Annotated in this window: 19 protein-coding genes; 9 read left to right on the forward strand and 10 right to left on the reverse strand. The window is 30.0% G+C overall.

Annotation, left to right across the window (positions count from 1 at the left end):
* Window positions 1–31: 31 nt before the first annotated feature.
* From EV195_RS06895 to EV195_RS06920, 6 genes are all read right to left on the reverse strand, one after another.
* Complete coding sequence (locus EV195_RS06895; protein WP_132794197.1) at window positions 32–985, reverse strand: transketolase family protein; 954 nt, start codon at window positions 983–985, stop codon at window positions 32–34.
* A gap of 50 nt (window positions 986–1,035) precedes the next feature.
* Window positions 1,036–1,617 carry a Maf-like protein gene (locus tag EV195_RS06900; protein WP_132794198.1) on the reverse strand — a complete coding sequence of 194 codons (582 nt, stop codon included), beginning with the start codon at window positions 1,615–1,617 and terminating at the stop codon, window positions 1,036–1,038.
* Window position 1,618: 1 nt separating this feature from the next.
* The gene (gene smpB / locus EV195_RS06905) at window positions 1,619–2,074 is read right to left on the reverse strand and encodes an SsrA-binding protein SmpB (protein ID WP_132794199.1); all 456 of its coding nucleotides are present in this window, start codon (window positions 2,072–2,074) and stop codon (window positions 1,619–1,621) included.
* 44 nt (window positions 2,075–2,118) lie between these two features.
* Complete coding sequence (locus EV195_RS06910) at window positions 2,119–3,654, reverse strand: hypothetical protein (RefSeq protein ID WP_132794200.1); 1,536 nt, start codon at window positions 3,652–3,654, stop codon at window positions 2,119–2,121.
* 18 nt (window positions 3,655–3,672) lie between these two features.
* A complete protein-coding gene (locus EV195_RS06915; protein WP_132794201.1) occupies window positions 3,673–4,299 on the reverse strand; it encodes an SPOR domain-containing protein in 627 nt (208 codons plus the stop codon).
* Between the two features lie 195 nt (window positions 4,300–4,494).
* Window positions 4,495–5,679, reverse strand: a complete 1,185-nt coding sequence (locus EV195_RS06920; RefSeq protein ID WP_132794202.1) for a THUMP-like domain-containing protein — start codon at window positions 5,677–5,679, stop codon at window positions 4,495–4,497.
* Between the two features lie 86 nt (window positions 5,680–5,765).
* Between EV195_RS06920 and EV195_RS06925 the strand changes: the two genes are divergently transcribed.
* Entirely contained in the window at window positions 5,766–6,641 is an 876-nt protein-coding gene (locus tag EV195_RS06925) for an outer membrane beta-barrel protein (RefSeq protein WP_132794203.1), read from the forward strand.
* Window positions 6,642–6,689: 48 nt separating this feature from the next.
* Here the strand turns inward: EV195_RS06925 and EV195_RS06930 are convergent, their stop codons facing one another.
* Together EV195_RS06930 and prmC are read right to left on the reverse strand one after the other, a co-directional pair.
* On the reverse strand, window positions 6,690–7,625 hold the full coding sequence (locus EV195_RS06930; RefSeq protein ID WP_132794204.1) for a pentapeptide repeat-containing protein: 936 nt from the start codon (window positions 7,623–7,625) through the stop codon (window positions 6,690–6,692).
* A 14-nt stretch (window positions 7,626–7,639) separates the two neighbouring features.
* Window positions 7,640–8,488: a peptide chain release factor N(5)-glutamine methyltransferase gene (prmC, locus tag EV195_RS06935; RefSeq protein ID WP_132794205.1), complete on the reverse strand. Its 849-nt coding sequence runs from the start codon at window positions 8,486–8,488 to the stop codon at window positions 7,640–7,642.
* A gap of 51 nt (window positions 8,489–8,539) precedes the next feature.
* Between prmC and EV195_RS06940 the strand changes: the two genes are divergently transcribed.
* The 8 genes from EV195_RS06940 to rpsA all read left to right on the forward strand — a co-directional run bounded on the left by EV195_RS06940 (window position 8,540) and on the right by rpsA (window position 15,224).
* Entirely contained in the window at window positions 8,540–9,004 is a 465-nt protein-coding gene (locus tag EV195_RS06940) for an LEA type 2 family protein (RefSeq protein WP_132794206.1), read from the forward strand.
* A gap of 3 nt (window positions 9,005–9,007) precedes the next feature.
* The gene (gene ribD, locus EV195_RS06945; RefSeq protein WP_132794207.1) at window positions 9,008–10,045 is read left to right on the forward strand and encodes a bifunctional diaminohydroxyphosphoribosylaminopyrimidine deaminase/5-amino-6-(5-phosphoribosylamino)uracil reductase RibD; all 1,038 of its coding nucleotides are present in this window, start codon (window positions 9,008–9,010) and stop codon (window positions 10,043–10,045) included.
* The gene (locus tag EV195_RS06950; RefSeq protein ID WP_132794208.1) at window positions 10,042–10,653 is read left to right on the forward strand and encodes an HAD family hydrolase; all 612 of its coding nucleotides are present in this window, start codon (window positions 10,042–10,044) and stop codon (window positions 10,651–10,653) included. Before ribD ends, EV195_RS06950 begins: the two co-directional genes overlap by 4 nt.
* On the forward strand, window positions 10,650–11,516 hold the full coding sequence (locus tag EV195_RS06955; protein ID WP_132794209.1) for an EamA family transporter: 867 nt from the start codon (window positions 10,650–10,652) through the stop codon (window positions 11,514–11,516). Before EV195_RS06950 ends, EV195_RS06955 begins: the two co-directional genes overlap by 4 nt.
* Window positions 11,517–11,519: 3 nt before the next feature.
* Complete coding sequence (locus tag EV195_RS06960; RefSeq protein ID WP_132794210.1) at window positions 11,520–12,128, forward strand: IMPACT family protein; 609 nt, start codon at window positions 11,520–11,522, stop codon at window positions 12,126–12,128.
* 165 nt (window positions 12,129–12,293) lie between these two features.
* Window positions 12,294–12,584 (forward strand): hypothetical protein, encoded by a 291-nt coding sequence (locus tag EV195_RS06965; RefSeq protein ID WP_132794211.1) that lies wholly within the window; start codon window positions 12,294–12,296, stop codon window positions 12,582–12,584.
* Between the two features lie 160 nt (window positions 12,585–12,744).
* On the forward strand, window positions 12,745–13,131 hold the full coding sequence (locus EV195_RS06970) for a hypothetical protein (protein ID WP_132794212.1): 387 nt from the start codon (window positions 12,745–12,747) through the stop codon (window positions 13,129–13,131).
* Window positions 13,132–13,451: 320 nt separating this feature from the next.
* Window positions 13,452–15,224, forward strand: coding sequence for a 30S ribosomal protein S1 (gene rpsA / locus EV195_RS06975; RefSeq protein ID WP_132794213.1), 1,773 nt, complete (start codon window positions 13,452–13,454; stop codon window positions 15,222–15,224).
* An 85-nt stretch (window positions 15,225–15,309) separates the two neighbouring features.
* Here the strand turns inward: rpsA and EV195_RS06980 are convergent, their stop codons facing one another.
* Together EV195_RS06980 and EV195_RS06985 are read right to left on the reverse strand one after the other, a co-directional pair.
* Window positions 15,310–16,065 (reverse strand): CPBP family intramembrane glutamic endopeptidase, encoded by a 756-nt coding sequence (locus tag EV195_RS06980; RefSeq protein WP_132794214.1) that lies wholly within the window; start codon window positions 16,063–16,065, stop codon window positions 15,310–15,312.
* 5 nt (window positions 16,066–16,070) lie between these two features.
* Window positions 16,071–16,586, reverse strand: a complete 516-nt coding sequence (locus EV195_RS06985; RefSeq protein WP_132794215.1) for a zinc ribbon domain-containing protein — start codon at window positions 16,584–16,586, stop codon at window positions 16,071–16,073.
* Window positions 16,587–16,627: the final 41 nt, after the last annotated feature.

The raw sequence follows: 16,627 nt of genomic DNA on the forward strand, positions 1-16,627 counted from the left end.
AGTGTTTGTATTAAACGTTTTTAAAGAATTATTATTTCCTTTTCAAAACTTTCTTTACAGCTTCAACTACAGCTTCGTCGTTTATTTTATACTTTTTCATTAATTCAGCCGGAGTAGCAGACTCTCCAAAAGTATCATTTACAGCTACAAATTCTTGTGGAGTAGGAGCGTTTTGAGTTAAACAACGTGCTACACTTTCTCCAAGACCACCAAATTTGTTATGCTCTTCAGCTGTAACAATACATTTTGTTTTTGCAACAGAAGCTAAAATAGCTTCTTCATCTAATGGCTTAATTGTATGAATATTTATTACCTCTGCAGAAATTCCTTCAGCTTCTAACTTTTCAGCAGCAAGTAACGATTCCCATACTAAATGACCTGTTGCTACAATAGTAACATCTGTACCTTCTGTTAATTTTATAGCCTTACCAATTTCAAATTTTTGATCTTCTGGCATAAATACAGGAACAGAAGGTCTACCAAAACGTAAGTAAACAGGACCATTATGTTCTGCAATAGCAATGGTAGCCGCTTTAGTTTGATTATAGTCACATGTATTGATTACAGTCATTCCTGGTAACATTTTCATCAAACCAATATCTTCTAAAATTTGGTGAGTAGCACCGTCTTCTCCTAAAGTTAAACCAGCGTGAGAAGCACAAATTTTTACATTTTTATGAGAATATGCGATAGATTGACGAATCTGATCATAAACACGTCCTGTAGAAAAGTTTGCAAAAGTTCCAGTAAAAGGAATTTTACCTCCAATAGTTAAACCAGCAGCAATTCCCATCATGTTCGCTTCAGCAATTCCTACTTGAAAAAAACGTTCTGGGTGATTTTTTTCAAATTCATTCATTTTTAATGAACCTGTTAAATCAGCGCATAATGCAACAACATTAGGATTCTTTTTTCCTAATTCAGTTAAACCATCTCCAAAACCAGATCGCGTATCTTTTTTTTCTGTGTATGTGTATTTTTTCATTGTTGTGTTGTAAATTCTGGTCAAAAATAAACTTTTAATGAACAAGAAGATTATAAATTCATCAATTCTTTATATAATTTATGAACAGGTAATCCCATAACATTAAAGTAACTTCCTTCTATTTTATCGATACCAATTTTACCAATCCATTCTTGAATACCATAAGCTCCCGCTTTATCATAAGGCTTATACGTAGTTATGTAATAATCAATCTCTTCATCAGTTAAATCCCTAAAATAAACGGTTGTTGTATCGTTGATTATTTTCTGAAAATTAGGATTCTTAATGCTAACAGAAGTAATTACTTCATGAGTTTTTCCTGACAAATTTCTTAAAATTGAAAAAGCCTCTTCATAATTTTTTGGTTTTCCCAAGGCTTTATTGTTTAGCCAAACAATTGTATCCGAAGTTATTAATAAATCATTTGCACTAAGCTCGTCATCAAAAGGAATTGATTTTAAATTGGCTAAATAATCGGTTATTTCAACTCCTTTTAAATGATTAGGATAAACTTCATCTATGCTTTTTAACCGTATTTCAAAATCTAAACCAAGATCTTTAAAAAACTGTTGACGTCTTGGAGAACCTGATGCAAGAATTATGGTATAATTTGCTAATTTTTCTTTTAGCATTTTAGAAACTTTTTTTGATACGAGCTAAATCTCTTTTTGTATCTCTTTCCTTCATGGTTTGACGCTTGTCATGTGTCTTCTTTCCTTTAGCCAAGGCAACTTCTAACTTAGCCCAACCATTTTCATTGATAAATAAACGAAGAGGAACTATGGTATTTCCTTTTACTTCAACTTCACGAGCTAGTTTTTTTAACTCTTGTTTGTTAAGTAATAGTCTTCTTTCGCTTTTAGGATTGTGATTATAATGATTACCAAAAGCATATTCTTCTATATACATATTGATAACAAAAAGTTCGCCTCTTTCATTAAATTCACAAAAACTCTCGGTAATTCTAGCTTTACTTTGTCTAATAGATTTTATTTCTGTACCTGTAAGTTGAATTCCAGCTACATATTTATCTAAAATCTCATATTCAAAGCGCGCTTTTTTATTTTGTATGTTTATATTTTTCTGCATAAATCAAAGTCAACAATAGGCTACAAATATAATTTAATTAGTAACTATTTTACAGTTAAGAAAGAAAGGTTATAAGTTAAACCAAAATTACCAAATACACTACTCAGAGCACCACCTCTTGCCTTAACATATCCAATTCCACCTCTCAAGTCTAATGTGTTCGTAAGTTTAATATTAAGTCCGCAACTTGGTTTTACAATTAAACCTTCTCCTGTTGCTATTCCACCACCACCAGCGGCTCCTCCTAATAGTTGTGCAAAAACACTTACTTTATCATTTAAGAAAGAATTGGATTGAAGACCCAATCCAACAATCCCTTCTGCATATGCACCTGCATCTCCAAAATTAGCAAAGGATGTTTGTCCAGCACCGTAAATATATTTACTCAAGAAAACATTAATCTGTAATGATATTTGATGCATGTCTTGCTCAAAACCACCATTTCTACTTGCATTTACATACCAATCTTGCTTTAAAATGGTTTGGATTCCTTTTAAAATTGATGTATCAGCTTCAAATTTTTCTGGATTAATTCCATCTTTTTCAACATAATACTTCAAACCAAATCCTAATGTAGAAGATAAGAAATGGCTGTCTGGACTCATTAAATAACCTTTGTTGATAGATAAATACATATTGTCAACAATTTTCTGTTCGATAGATAAATCAGGATATATTAAAAAGCCTCCCTTAGTATCAACTCCGCCGCCACCTCCAGCACCAATACCAAATTTAGCTTGGATATTAGTTCTGTTTTTATTCATAGATAAGTGGTAACCACCTCCGACGAATATATCCATATATCCAGCAGGAATACCTCTGTAAGCACCATCAGCTTTAATAAAATAAAACCAATCATCATTTACAAAAGAAGAAAACTCAAAACCAGCTAAACGAATGGTTCTCCCATTAATTGAAGTTCCATCTGTAAATTGAGAATCTCCTTTTACAGATAAATTATTAAGATGAACCATAGCACTAACTCGATGACTTTTCTTATTCCAATCACAACTTTTTAAGTCATCAACAGAAAGTTCGTTCTCTCTTTTTTTGAAATCAGTGTAATCAAATGAAAGAGGGATTTGTAGTGATGCATAGAATTGATTACTATTAATAGTACCTCCATCAAAAAAGTTGATATAACTCCATCCTGTTGAAAGCGAAAAATAATTAAAATCATATCCTAAGATAGCATGAGGAAGAATAAAAGCTCCTCCGCCATCAGGAGCTGCGGCACCACCACCTCCTCCAAAATGTAATCCTGCATCTATAAAAAGTTTCTTGTAAATTTCTCTTTTTACTCCTAGATTTAAACCAAGAGTGAAAAAACCACCTCGCTCACCACCAACAGCACCATAAAAACCAAGTCCGGCATAACTCCAGTCGTTTAACATGACATTGTAATGAATACCCGTAAAATCCATGTTAGCTTCATTGATATCAGGCATTTTAATTGACAAAAAGTCTAATTGTGCAAATCCAATTTGAGTACTTTTTTTTGGAAGCTCGTTTTGAGCATAAAAAAAATGAACGCTAAGTGTTAAAGCTAACAATAGCGTTCTAGATATGTAGTTTACCATTATACTATAAATTAAGTATTAATTAGGTTTGTGAATTTCTTTTCTTTTACCATTAACATAAGAAGCAACAAAAGCATCATCAAAGCCAATTTTTAATAATTGACGTCTAAAATCTTGAGCTTCTTTAAGTGTTGAAAATAAACCAATTGAATATCTTAAATATTCTTCGTTAGAAAGCGTCCCAGCTATGGTTTTAGATAATAAAGGATATTTTTTGTTAGTAAATGCTCCAACCTGAACAGAGTATACTACTTCATTTTTAATGTTATTTTTAATCTTATTGATTCCACTTTCTAAACCAGTACTACCAGTATTATCGTTGTCATCATCAGAATCATCTAAATCATCATCGGTATTAGCAGTTAAATTACTAATACTGTCTAAGACCCTAGTAGCTTCCGCTTGTTTAATTTCATCTATATTTACAGTTGAACCAGATTGATTTTGAAAGAAATAGACTGCTGCAGCAATAGATACTCCAGATAAAAAACTTAGTAAAATATTTCTGTTTCTTGCAGTACTCTTTACGTCACCTAATTCTTCCTCTTTTTCAGATAATTCGGTTTCTAACTCTTCGTTTTTTGAATTGAGATTTTTTAATTGTTCTTGTAAATCTTCGTATTCTTGATCGTTTAAAAAAGGCATATATATAGGCTAGTTTAAAAATTCAGTAAAGCTAAAATACAAATCTTTTCGGAATAGGGACTTAATTGAAATTAAAAGGGGACAGAAGCCTTGATAAATTTCAAGGCTTCCTCGTGTTTCCCCCTTAAAACACTTATAGTAGTTACCCTTTATAAAAATTGTAACCGAGTCAAATATAATAAATTATAACAAAATCTAATTAATTTTATTACTGACTATCATAACTTTACTGTTGTTTTTTAATGTAGTAAAGAATAAGTAAATATCTCCACCGTCAGTAATTTTTGTTTCTTTCCTTATTTGTTCTACGGTTTTCGGAAAATTTCTAACAGTAATATTAGCTTTCTTATTTGGAATTATTTTTTTGATTTCTTTCTTATTGTAGGGTACAATCGAATTTATTAAGAATTTTCTTCCAGGAAAATCAATCAATTCATTTGATGTGTATAAATGTGAATGTTGATGTAGTTTTTTTACATTGAATTGTTCTGTAATTATAGTAAAACCTCCTGATTTTAAAATAGCTGAATTAGGTTCGTACAAATATTTTTCGGGTAAAGAAAAAATACTTTCAGAATAGGTGTTGTCTTCAAGAGTAAACTCAAAATGTTGGCTATTTTCTTTTAAAAGATTAACCGTTTTAATCATTATTGGTTGATTAAACCCTTTTTGTAAAACAAATAAAAGTTCTTTAACTTCATTATTTAAGGCTACAATATGAACCTCTTTTGTATTTTTTAATTCACGTAGGGTAGAAGTGATGTCTAAAATAGGTGAAACTTTAATAAGTATATTCTCAGACTTTGAAAATAACCCATCCAATTCCTCCGGCACGTTTGGCGCACAATCTTGTAATAAAAAAACCTTTCCTTTTATATCATCTCTTCTAGATGGATCTACATATATCCAATCATAAAAAGTCTCATTATTTTTAATATGAGAAATGCCATCAACGGCTAATGTCTGAATAGTATTGATGCCGAGTTGTTTATAATTATGTGTTACAATTTCTGATAACTGATTATTTATTTCACAATGAACCACCTCATTAAACTTTTTAGAAAAGTAAAAAGAATCAATACCAAATCCACCACTCAAATCAACTATTGAATTACCATTTACTAGTTTAGATTTATAATTTGCAGTTACTTCAGAAGAAGTCTGTTCAATTGAAATTTTCTCAGGATAATAGATGTTTTTGGTTTGAAACCAAGTAGGAAGTTTTTTCTCACTTTTTTTCTTTGCTAGAATTTGATTTGCTAGTTCTTGAACGGTTATTCCGTCAAAAGGACTTCCTCTAAAGATGATTTTAGATATCTCTTCATGTAAGTTAGCATTTATAAAATTCTGTACCTCAGTATTTAAAATTTTTGAATTCAAAAAAAGGAAAAATAATTATGTTTTAACCTCAAAAGTACTCATAATTTTTAGGATTTTCGCGCGCTCATTACAAACAAACATTAGATATGAAAAAAACATTTTTAGCAGTAATTACATTATTTGCTAGTATAACACTACAAGCACAATTTTATGTTTCTGCTACAGGAGGATATGCAGTAGGTGTTAATGAAAAAGTATTAGGTTCAGAAGCTTCTATTAATGGAATTTCAGAATTAGAAGGTAGTTATGGAGAAGGATTACACACTCAAATTCGTGGAGGATATTTTTTCAATAAGAAAATAGGAGTAGAAGTTGGTTTAGGTTATGTATACGGTTTTGACCAAGATATTGCTAAAACATCAGGAATACCTACACTTCCAGAATCTCATGTAATCGGTAGAGGAAGAGCTTATGGTGCTTCGTTGGTTGGGATTTATAATTTTACAGATAATATTTATGTAAGAGCTGGATTGTTAACTAAAATAGGAGGGAAAACGGAAGCTGTTGGAACTGTAAATACGACGCTTCCTTTATATAATCTATCTGGAAATGTAATCGCTGCTCCTGCGTCAACAAGTATAGATTTTACTACAAATTTTAGAGGAGAACTTCCAATCGGATTTGTTGGAGCTATTGGGTACAAATTTCCTATTACTGAAAACATAACATTATTTACAGAAGTAGAATATATGAACATAGATGTTACCAGAGAAACTTCTGATTTAGGTAATTTTTCTGCTGTAAGAGCTGATGGAAGAGTTGTAACACGAGATGAATTAGCAAATACAATAATTGTATTAACATCTCCAGCTTCAGCCTTACCAGAAACAACAAAATCAAGTTTAACGTCTTTATCGTATTTAATTCGAGATGAATTTACTTGGGGAACTGAAGGAACTGTAAAGCCAGATGCTCCTTATTCGTCATTTGGAATTAATATTGGTTTTATGTACAGCTTCTAATTGAATAGCTAAATTGAACAAAAAAGCGACTGAAATCAGTCGCTTTTTTTATTGTAAACCTTTTGTTTTACTTATATCAGAAAGGCTGAAGTTTGTACCATCAGTATCAGCATCAGTAAAATCGGCACCAGATAACTTAGTTTTTGTAATTCTAGCATTTTCCAAATTTGCATTATTGAAAGAGGTATTGTTGGCAAAACCATTTGAAAATTGAATGTTTTTTAAATTTGTGTATGACAAATCAGCATAATTAAGTCTAGCTAAATTAAACTCACAATTTTCTAAATTTGAATGAGATAGATTAATTCCTACCAAATGCTTATCGGAAAAATCTACATTCCTCAAATCGCAATAAGAAAAGTCAGCATTATCAAAAATTCCCTCTAATTCCTCATTTTTCATATTTGATTCTAATAAATATAATAACAATTGAGTTCTTTCAGGGCTGTAAAAAACTGTAGTCTGTCCATTTGAATCTAAGTAGCTGTAAGGCTTTAAGACGCTGCACAGACTTACAATTCTCTCTTTAGATCCTTTAAAACCTTTGTTATCGATTAAATTAAAAAGGTTAGCCAACTGATAGCTATAAGAAGATCTTCTTGAACCTTCTACTAATAAGTTTTGTGTTTTAATTAATTCGTTTTGCTTAATTAAAATATATAATGAAACTAGTGAAGGAAAAATTGAAAACAGTAATAGAATAACGCTTAATAATCGTACTCTAACAAATCGTTTTACCAATGAAGTCAGTAAACTTGCTGAAGTATTTGGAGAAACCCTTTCTTGTGTATGAAATTCTGTAAACCATTGATTAAAACTATTTTTTAAAGAAGCGCCAGCAAACATACTCCAGGTCCAAGTTAATGTCTTTTTAGTGCGTTCTTGCTTACGTTTTTTCTTGTCTGAAGCTTTGTTCATTTCGTTGCGTAAAGCTTCATTTTCTTTTTTTAATTTTTCTAATTCTTCCTGAAAATTACCTTCCATAAATACGTATATTTTTAAAAATTAGCTTTTATCATTCTGTGATTTCCAAATAAATCGCTCCTTAAAACTACATCTTTAAATCCTTTTTGCAATAACATTTGCTTTGTTTCTTCTCCTAAATATTGATTGATTTCCAAAAAAAGAATACCATCTCGATTTAAATTCGTTTTTGCAAAGTCGGCAATGTGTTTGTAAAACAGTAACGGATTATCATCTTCAACAAATAACGCTAAATGTGGTTCATTATTTAAAACATTATTTTTTATTTCAACTTTTTCCAGCTCACGCACATAAGGAGGGTTAGAAACTATTAAATCAAATGTTTCTTCAATTGGTTTGTCTGATAAAATATCATGAAGCACAAAGTTAACTTCAGCATTGTTTAATCGAGCATTTTCTTTAGCAGTTACTAATGCTTTTTCAGAAATATCAAAAGCTGTAACACTGGAAGCTTCAAGTTCTTTTTTTAGAGTAATAGCAATACATCCAGAACCAGCTCCTATATCTAAAACAGAAAGTTTTTTATTCTCAGATTGAAAAACTTCTTTTACCCAACTTACTAATTCTTCGGTTTCAGGTCTAGGAATTAACACATTTGAATTAACTTTAAAAGGATACCCATAAAACTCCGTTTCTCCTAGTATGTATTGTATAGGTTCTTCTTTTTGTAAACGATTAATTATTGGTTGCAAAATAGCCAGCTTTTCTTCATTAATTACAAAATCAGCTTTTGTAAACATGTCCATAACTTTTAAATTTAGTACAGATTCTATAGTTCTAAAGAAAAAAGCGTCAATCTCAGTTTTCGGGTATAAATCAGTGAGTTCTTTGTTAAAAAAAGCTCTGAAGTCTATTAGCTTCATATAATCAATGTAAAAATGGTATTTTTGGCTTTTCAAAAGTATAGAAAACAAATGAAGAACATACTATATCTACTTGTTATCTCTGTTTTTTTGTTGAATTGTTCAGTAAAGAAAAAGCCAATCTTCATTAAGGTTGATGAAATTCAGTTTTTATCGTTAAGAAGTGATACTATTCGACTACAAGCAAATGCCTTTTTTAAAAATGAAAATGACATAGGAGGTAAGTTATCTACAGACGAAATCAAGGTAATTATTAACGGAGCAGAAGTAGCTCAGGTTTCTTCAGATGAATTTAAAGTTCCAGCAAATAAAGAGTTTTCAATTCCTTTAAATGTAGTTATTCCTGCTAATAAGGTTTTTGAAAATAATAAAGGAGGAATTTTAGGAGGTATTTTAAGCTCTTTACTTAATAAAAAAGTTGATGTTCAATTTAAAGGAGTTATAAAGTATAAGGTTTTAGGTTTTTCTAATACTTATGATATTGATAAAACTCAAGAAGTAAAAATTAAACTCTAATTATTGTACGTTAACGAGAAATACATGCGCCGATGTTTAGAATTGGCAAAAAAAGGAATTGGTACTACACGTCCAAATCCTTCTGTGGGAGCTGTGATTGTTCACAATGATAAAATTATTGGAGAAGGATTTACAAGTGCTTACGGAGGTTCACATGCTGAAGTAAATGCCATTCACTCGGTGAAAGATCAAGAACTTTTAAAAGAAGCTACAATTTACGTAACGTTAGAACCTTGTTCTCATTTTGGAAAAACACCACCATGTTCCGATTTAATTATTGAAAAACAAATTCCAAATGTTGTTATTGGAACAATAGACACACACAGTGTAGTAGCCGGTAAAGGAATAGAGAAATTAAAAAAGAATGGATGTAATGTTGTTGTAGGGGTTTTAGAAGAGGAATGTAAATTACATCATAAACGTTTTTTTACTGTTCAAAATAAAAATAGACCTTATGTTATCTTAAAATGGGCGGAAACAGCTGATGGATTTATTGCTCCTAAAGAAAAAGAAAATCAAGCTCCAGTTTGGATTTCAAATGAATATGCTAAGCAATTAGTGCATAAGTGGAGAGCTGAAGAGCATGCTATTTTAGTAGGAACAAATACGGTTTTAGCTGATAATCCAAAGTTGAATGTAAGAAGTTGGACAGGAAATAATCCAGTTCGTGTAGTTATCGATCGTTCATTAAAATTAGCTGCTAACCTAGCCGTTTTTGATGAATCTGTGAAAACAATCGTAATTACAAGTTTGGATAAAGAAAGTATTCATGAAAATTTGATTTTTGAAAAAGTAAATTTTAAAAAAGAGTTGCCAAAGCAAATTTTAGAGGTATTATCAAAACACAAGATTCAATCGGTAATTGTAGAAGGTGGAGCAGTAACTTTACAATCCTTCATTAAAGATAATCTTTGGGATGAAGCTAGAGTTTTTATTGGTAACAATGAGTTTGTAGAAGGAGTAAAAGCTCCTATTTTAAATGCTCGACTTGAGAAAGAAGAAATAATAATAAACAACGTATTAAGAACATATATAAAATGATTAAAAATATCATTTTCGATTTTGGTGATGTATTCATTAACTTAGATAAAGAAGCTACTTACAGAGAATTATATAGACTAGGAGTAGAAGAGATTTCTGAAAAAATGATTCAGGTGTATTACGATTATGAAAAAGGGCTCATTTCTACTAATGATTTTGTAGATTATTTTCATAATGAATTTGCCATTGAAAAAGAAGATTTAGTAAAGGCCTGGAACGCAATTTTATTAGATTTTCCTTTGGAAAGATTAGATTTTTTAAAGGAATTAGTTGCTTCTAATAAGTATAGATTATTTCTTTTAAGTAATACAAACGACTTGCATATTTCTTGGATTCAGAAGGATTGGGGAATGGATTTGTATAACGAATTCAAAAATTGTTTTGAGCAATTTTATTTGTCTCATGAAATTCAAATGAGAAAGCCAAATACTGATATTTATGAATTTGTTTTAAAGAAAAACAATTTAATTCCTTCAGAAACAATTTTTATTGACGATACTCTAGAAAATACAGATGCCGCAGAAAAATTAGGAATTAAAACTTGGACAATTAATAGAGTAGAGGATAATGTTGTTGATTTGCTTAATAGAGAGGAGTTTTTAGTATGATTTATTTAATTTTAAGTGTTTTAATTTCAAGTAGTTTATATGTCATTTTTAAATTATTTGATGTTTTTAAAGTCAATACTTTTCAAGCTATTGTAATGAACTACATTGTGGCTTTTGTTATTGGTTATGGGTATTCTGATGTAAAAATGCCATTATCGGTAATTCCTCAACAAAATTGGTTTTATGGAGCTTTGGTTTTAGGTTTCTTATTTATCACAATTTTTAATGTTATGGCCACTACTTCACAGCGAAACGGACTTTCGGTTGCTTCAGTTTCTGGAAGAATGGCGGTGGTTATTCCTATTGTTTTTGGGATAGTTGTATATAATGAATCGGTAAGTGTTGTAAAGGTTATTGGAATTGTTTTAGCATTACTAGCGGTGTATTTAACTTCGGTAAAAAGTAATAAAACCAAAAAATTTGAAGCAAGTTCTTTAGTACTCCCAATTATTTTATTTTTAGGTTCAGGTGCTATAGATACCTTATTAAAATACACTGAGTTAAATTTTGTTTCGGCTGAAAATGTATCCATTTTTTCAGCATCTATATTTGGTATAGCATTTATTTTTGGATTATTATTTCTTTTGATAGAAGTTGTTAGAAAGAACATTAAGCTAGAAATGAAAAGTTTTGTAGGTGGTATTGCCTTAGGGATTCCTAATTATTTTTCTATTGAATTTTTAATTCGAGCTTTGAAGATTAAAGGAATTGAAAGTTCGGTGCTTTTTACGATTAATAACGTCAGTATCGTTTTATTAACTACTCTTTTTGGTTTGTTTTTATTTAAAGAAAAATTAGAAAATAAAAACTGGCTAGGTGTTATAATTGCTATTGTAAGTATTATTTTAATTACTGTAGTATAGTTTATGGAGGAAAAAGACACGTATAAGACTCTCGTAAAGCCTTCTGAAGAAACATTGTTTAAAGATAGAAACAGTAAGTTTTTTGGATACGCTTTTCCTGTTAATTCTGAAGAAGCTATTAAAGAATGTTTAGAAGATTTAAGGAAACTGCATCCTAGTGCAGGTCATCATTGTTATGCATGGCAATTAGGTACTGATGATATCCGTTTTAGAGCAAATGATGATGGAGAGCCTAGTAATTCTGCTGGACAACCAATTTATGGTCAAATTCAAGCCTTTGATATTACAAACGTGTTAATTGTATCGGTTAGGTATTTTGGAGGAACAAAATTAGGCGTGGGTGGTTTAATCAATGCTTATAGAACATCTGCCAAACTCGCTCTTGAGGCATCTGAAATTATAGAAAAAACAATCAATTTTCAATATAAGGTAACTTTTGGTTACGATATGATGAACAAGGTACAACAGGTAATCAAAAAGAATCAACTCGAAATTATTGACCAAAAGTTAGAATTGGATTGCGAGTATATTGTTTCAGTTCGTAAAAAAGAAGCCGATACTGTTCAAAAAATGTTCGAATCCATATTTAAAGTAACTATCAATCAAATTTAATTTTTTAACTAAAAATCTAGTTAAGTCTCTTTAAACAAGTTGTTTATCCATTGTTTTTTGAGAGTTTTTCATTTTTTAATTTTATTTTTTTGCTTTTCGAAGTAGGTGTAAATCGGAGATAGCTGTTTAATACACACTTTTTAGAATACAAAAATTTAATTTTTAATGAAAAAATCATTTAAACAATCCCTATTAATTTTATTAGTAACAGCTTTTTTTTCTTGTGAAGATAGTGAGATAGTTCAAAACGAGGAGAATCCAACAAACGATGTTAAAAAAGGTTGTACTGTTACTACCACTTGTGGAACCAAAAGTTATGATGAAACGAATTTATCTGGAGAAACTGAGCTAAAAGATGGAAAAACATTAATTACAGTAAAAAATTCTGAAGGAATTGTAATTGATACTTTTGAGTGTGAGGTTGATACAGGAGTTATAGTTTCTTGTAACAACTAAAAATAATCAATTGTTGTAAAAACAACGTTAGTATTAAAAATAAAAATCAGGAGCATTTATAAGTGCTCCTGATTTTTTTTATTCAAAAGAAATATTTCTCGTTTATATGAGTTTAATAACTTAAATTACTTAATTATAATCAACCAAAAAAAATCTAAAAATGAAAATCAAGAACCTCTTAATTTTAGCACAAATTTTTATTTCATTTCAAGTTTTCTCTCAAGCCAAGATGGAATTAACTAAAGAGAATATTTGTAAAGGCGCGGCAATTAGTGTTGTGGCAAATGTAAAACCAATGATTGAGGCAGGTATGCCTAAATCTGAAATATTAGAATTTTGCAAAGAAGAGTTAGTTAAAGATGTAATAAAAGATGCTCCCAAAAAAGCTTACGATTTATTAAAGGAAAATAAATCTAGAGAACAAGTTATTGATATACTGTTCAAAGACTTTATGAAGCTAGATGATAAAACTGTTTTTGAATTTTTATTAAAAGCTGATCCAGATTATCAAGAAGATGAAGATGAGTATGAAGATGATGAGGATTAAATTTTAAGTCTAATTTCATATAAAGTAACTACAAAAGCATCAATTTAAATTCTCATTAAATTGATGTTTTTTATTTTAAGATGCTTATTTTATTAACTATTTGTTCTAAAAGCTTCATTTAGTACACTTTATTTTGTATTTAATTAACTATAAACCAAATGATTTTAGGTTAAATAAATATTATTTTGTAAATTTGCACTCCTTTTTACGAGAACAGATTTAAAAAAGGGCAAAAATTATATTTATTAAGTTTAATTTCTCTTTGAGTTAGTATCGTTAAAAATCTGATTAACAAAAAGATACAAAAATTATTCTCAGACATGTCTGAAGAAACAAAAAAAACTGCAGAAGCAGTAAACCCAGAACAATTTTTAGCAAATTTTAATTGGCACAGATACGAAGAAGGTATCGATGAAGTAGATGAGTCTAAATTAAAAGAGTTTGAAAAGGCTTTAGAAGGAACTGTAGGTTTCGTTAATGAGCGTGATGTAATTGAAGGTGAAGTAGTACGTATCACTGATCGCGATGCGATTATTGATATTAACTCTAAATCTGAAGGAGTTATCTCTTTAAACGAATTCCGTTACAACCCTAACTTAGCAGTGGGTGATAAAGTAGAAGTATTAGTTGATAAAAGAGAAGATTCTTCTGGTCAATTAGTATTATCTCACAAAAAAGCACGTGTAATTAAAGCTTGGGATAGAGTTAACAATGCACACGAAACTGGAGAAATCGTTAACGGTTTTGTTAAGTGTAGAACAAGAGGTGGTATGATTGTAGATGTTTTCGGAATCGAAGCATTCTTACCAGGATCTCAAATTGATGTTAAGCCTATCCGTGATTACGATCAGTATGTAGAGAAAACTATGGAATTCAAAGTTGTTAAGATCAACCACGAATTTAAGAACGTAGTAGTATCTCATAAAGCATTAATTGAAGCTGACTTAGAAGATCAAAAACGTGAAATCATTGGTCAATTAGAAAAAGGACAAGTATTAGAAGGAGTTGTTAAAAATGTAACTTCTTATGGTGTATTTGTTGACTTAGGTGGTGTTGATGGGTTAATCCACATTACTGACTTATCTTGGTCTCGTATTAATCACCCAAGTGAAGTTGTTGAATTAGATCAAAAATTAAACGTTGTAATCTTAGACTTTGATGACAACAAATCTAGAATCCAATTAGGATTAAAGCAATTATCTGCTCATCCTTGGGAAGCTTTAGATGGAGGTTTAAAAGTTGGAGATAAGGTAAAAGGTAAAGTAGTTGTATTAGCTGACTATGGTGCATTTGTAGAAGTAGAAGATGGTGTTGAAGGATTAATCCACGTATCTGAAATGTCTTGGTCTACTCACTTACGTTCTGCACAAGATTTCGTACAAGTAGGTGACGAAGTTGAAGCTCAAATCTTAACTTTAGATAGAGATGAGCGTAAGATGTCTTTAGGTATGAAGCAATTACACCCAGATCCTTGGACTGACATTACTAGCAAGTATCCAGTAGGTTCTACTCACGAAGGAACTGTTCGTAACTATACAAACTTTGGTGTATTTGTTGAGTTAGAAGAAGGTATCGATGGATTAGTTTACATCTCTGATTTATCTTGGACTAAGAAAGTTAAGCACCCATCAGAGTTTGTTACTGTTGGAGATAAGTTAGCTGTTCAAGTATTAGAATTAGATGTTGAAAACCGTAAGTTAAACTTAGGTCACAAGCAAACTCAAAGTAACCCTTGGGATGCTCACGAAGCTAAGTATGCAATCGGTTCTAAATTTGAAGGTACTATTACTGCTAAGAATGATAAAGGAGCTACGGTTACTTTTGAAGATGGAATTGAGGCTTTCGCTCCAATCCGTTTCTTAGAAAAAGAAGATGGTACTAAATTAGCTAAAGGAGATACTGTAGAATTTATGGTAACTGAATTTAGCAAAGAATACCGTAAAATTGTTGTTTCTCATACTTCAATCTTCAGAGAAGAAGAGCAAAGAAATGTAAAAGCAGCAGCTAAAAAAGCTCAAGAAACTGAAAAAACTACTTTAGGTGATATCGGTGGATTAGCTGAATTAAAGAAGAAAATGGAAGAAGGAAAATAATTCCTAAAACCATACTAAATAGAAAACCACTACAAATTTGTAGTGGTTTTTTTTATGCCATTACTAGATTAAAATAATTCATTATTTATAATAATTCAGTAAGCTCTTTATTATGAAAGTAAAAATCTAACATTACAACCAAAAAGTTATGTGTAAAATGCACTAGCATTGGTATCCATAGTGTATCATGTTTCTTTCTCAAATACCCAAGAAATAAACCAAAAGGGAAAATCCATATAATAGATAGGAAAGAGAAATGAATTAAAGCAAATAAAAAAGCTGTTGCTACAATTGTTGATTTAGGTGAAGTTAACTTTAATAATAAATTAAATAAATATCCACGAAAGGCTAACTCTTCAAATATTGGAGGCAGAATTGCAACAAAAAACAAAGACCATAAAAGAGGGTTTTCTAGATACAAGTAGCTGCTAAAAATATTTAAATCTTTATCAGGAAAAATTAACTCATTTAGCTTTCCTACACTAAAATATATTAGTAAGCATGAAAAAACAGTAATCAATAAATACTTAAGGTACAAATTAATTTTTATAGATGGTAATTTATATAAGTGTAGTATTTCTTTAAGATTAAAAAAGCAAAAAGTTAAAATAATACCTATAAAAATTACTTCTAAAAGAATTTCAGTAAATAAACTATTTTGGTAAGCTTTGTAAATAAAATGAGAGAATGCTATATAACACACAATCATAATATAAAAACCTAAAATTGCATCTACTATATTTCTATTATTGTTTTTTTCTTTCTCAATTTTCGAACCACAATTAGTACAAAAATTAACTTCAGTATTAAAACTTTTGTTACAACGAATGCAAAAACTCATTTAATTTAGAATCTATTATTTTCTTTATTCTTTAATTCTAATGCGGAGTGCATTCCTTTAGCTAGTAGAGATATAATTACGATCTTCCACAAAATTCCTTTAACAATCGAAAGAGGATCTATTAAGAAACCAACGATAATAATTGTTATATACAATATCAACCCAATTAATAAAGCTATAAAAGGTTTTTGTTCAGACCAAAAAGCTAAAGTTAAATAGATAAAAGCTACAAAAAAGTTTATGGCTAGATCAATTATATTATCCGTATTAGAGTAAATAATAAAACCTAAAACAGCCATTATTCCTGATAATATAAAAAGTATATTCCTAGCTGAGCTAATTTTGTTTTCATCATCAATCTTTTTATTTTTTTTCATTGCTCGCTTAGCGAAGAACTGCGCTCTTTGTTTGTCTGTACCATTTTCAGGATGACCACATTCAGGGCAAAAAACAACATCTTTGTCAATTGAATTTTTACAAAATGAGCAATTATTAGCATTAGATAGTAATTCGTTTTCCATAAAATTTATTTTTTTTAACAAATATAGTTTTTTTCATTTAT

The organism is Tenacibaculum skagerrakense, from assembly GCF_004345825.1.
Lineage (GTDB): Bacteria > Bacteroidota > Bacteroidia > Flavobacteriales > Flavobacteriaceae > Polaribacter > Polaribacter skagerrakensis.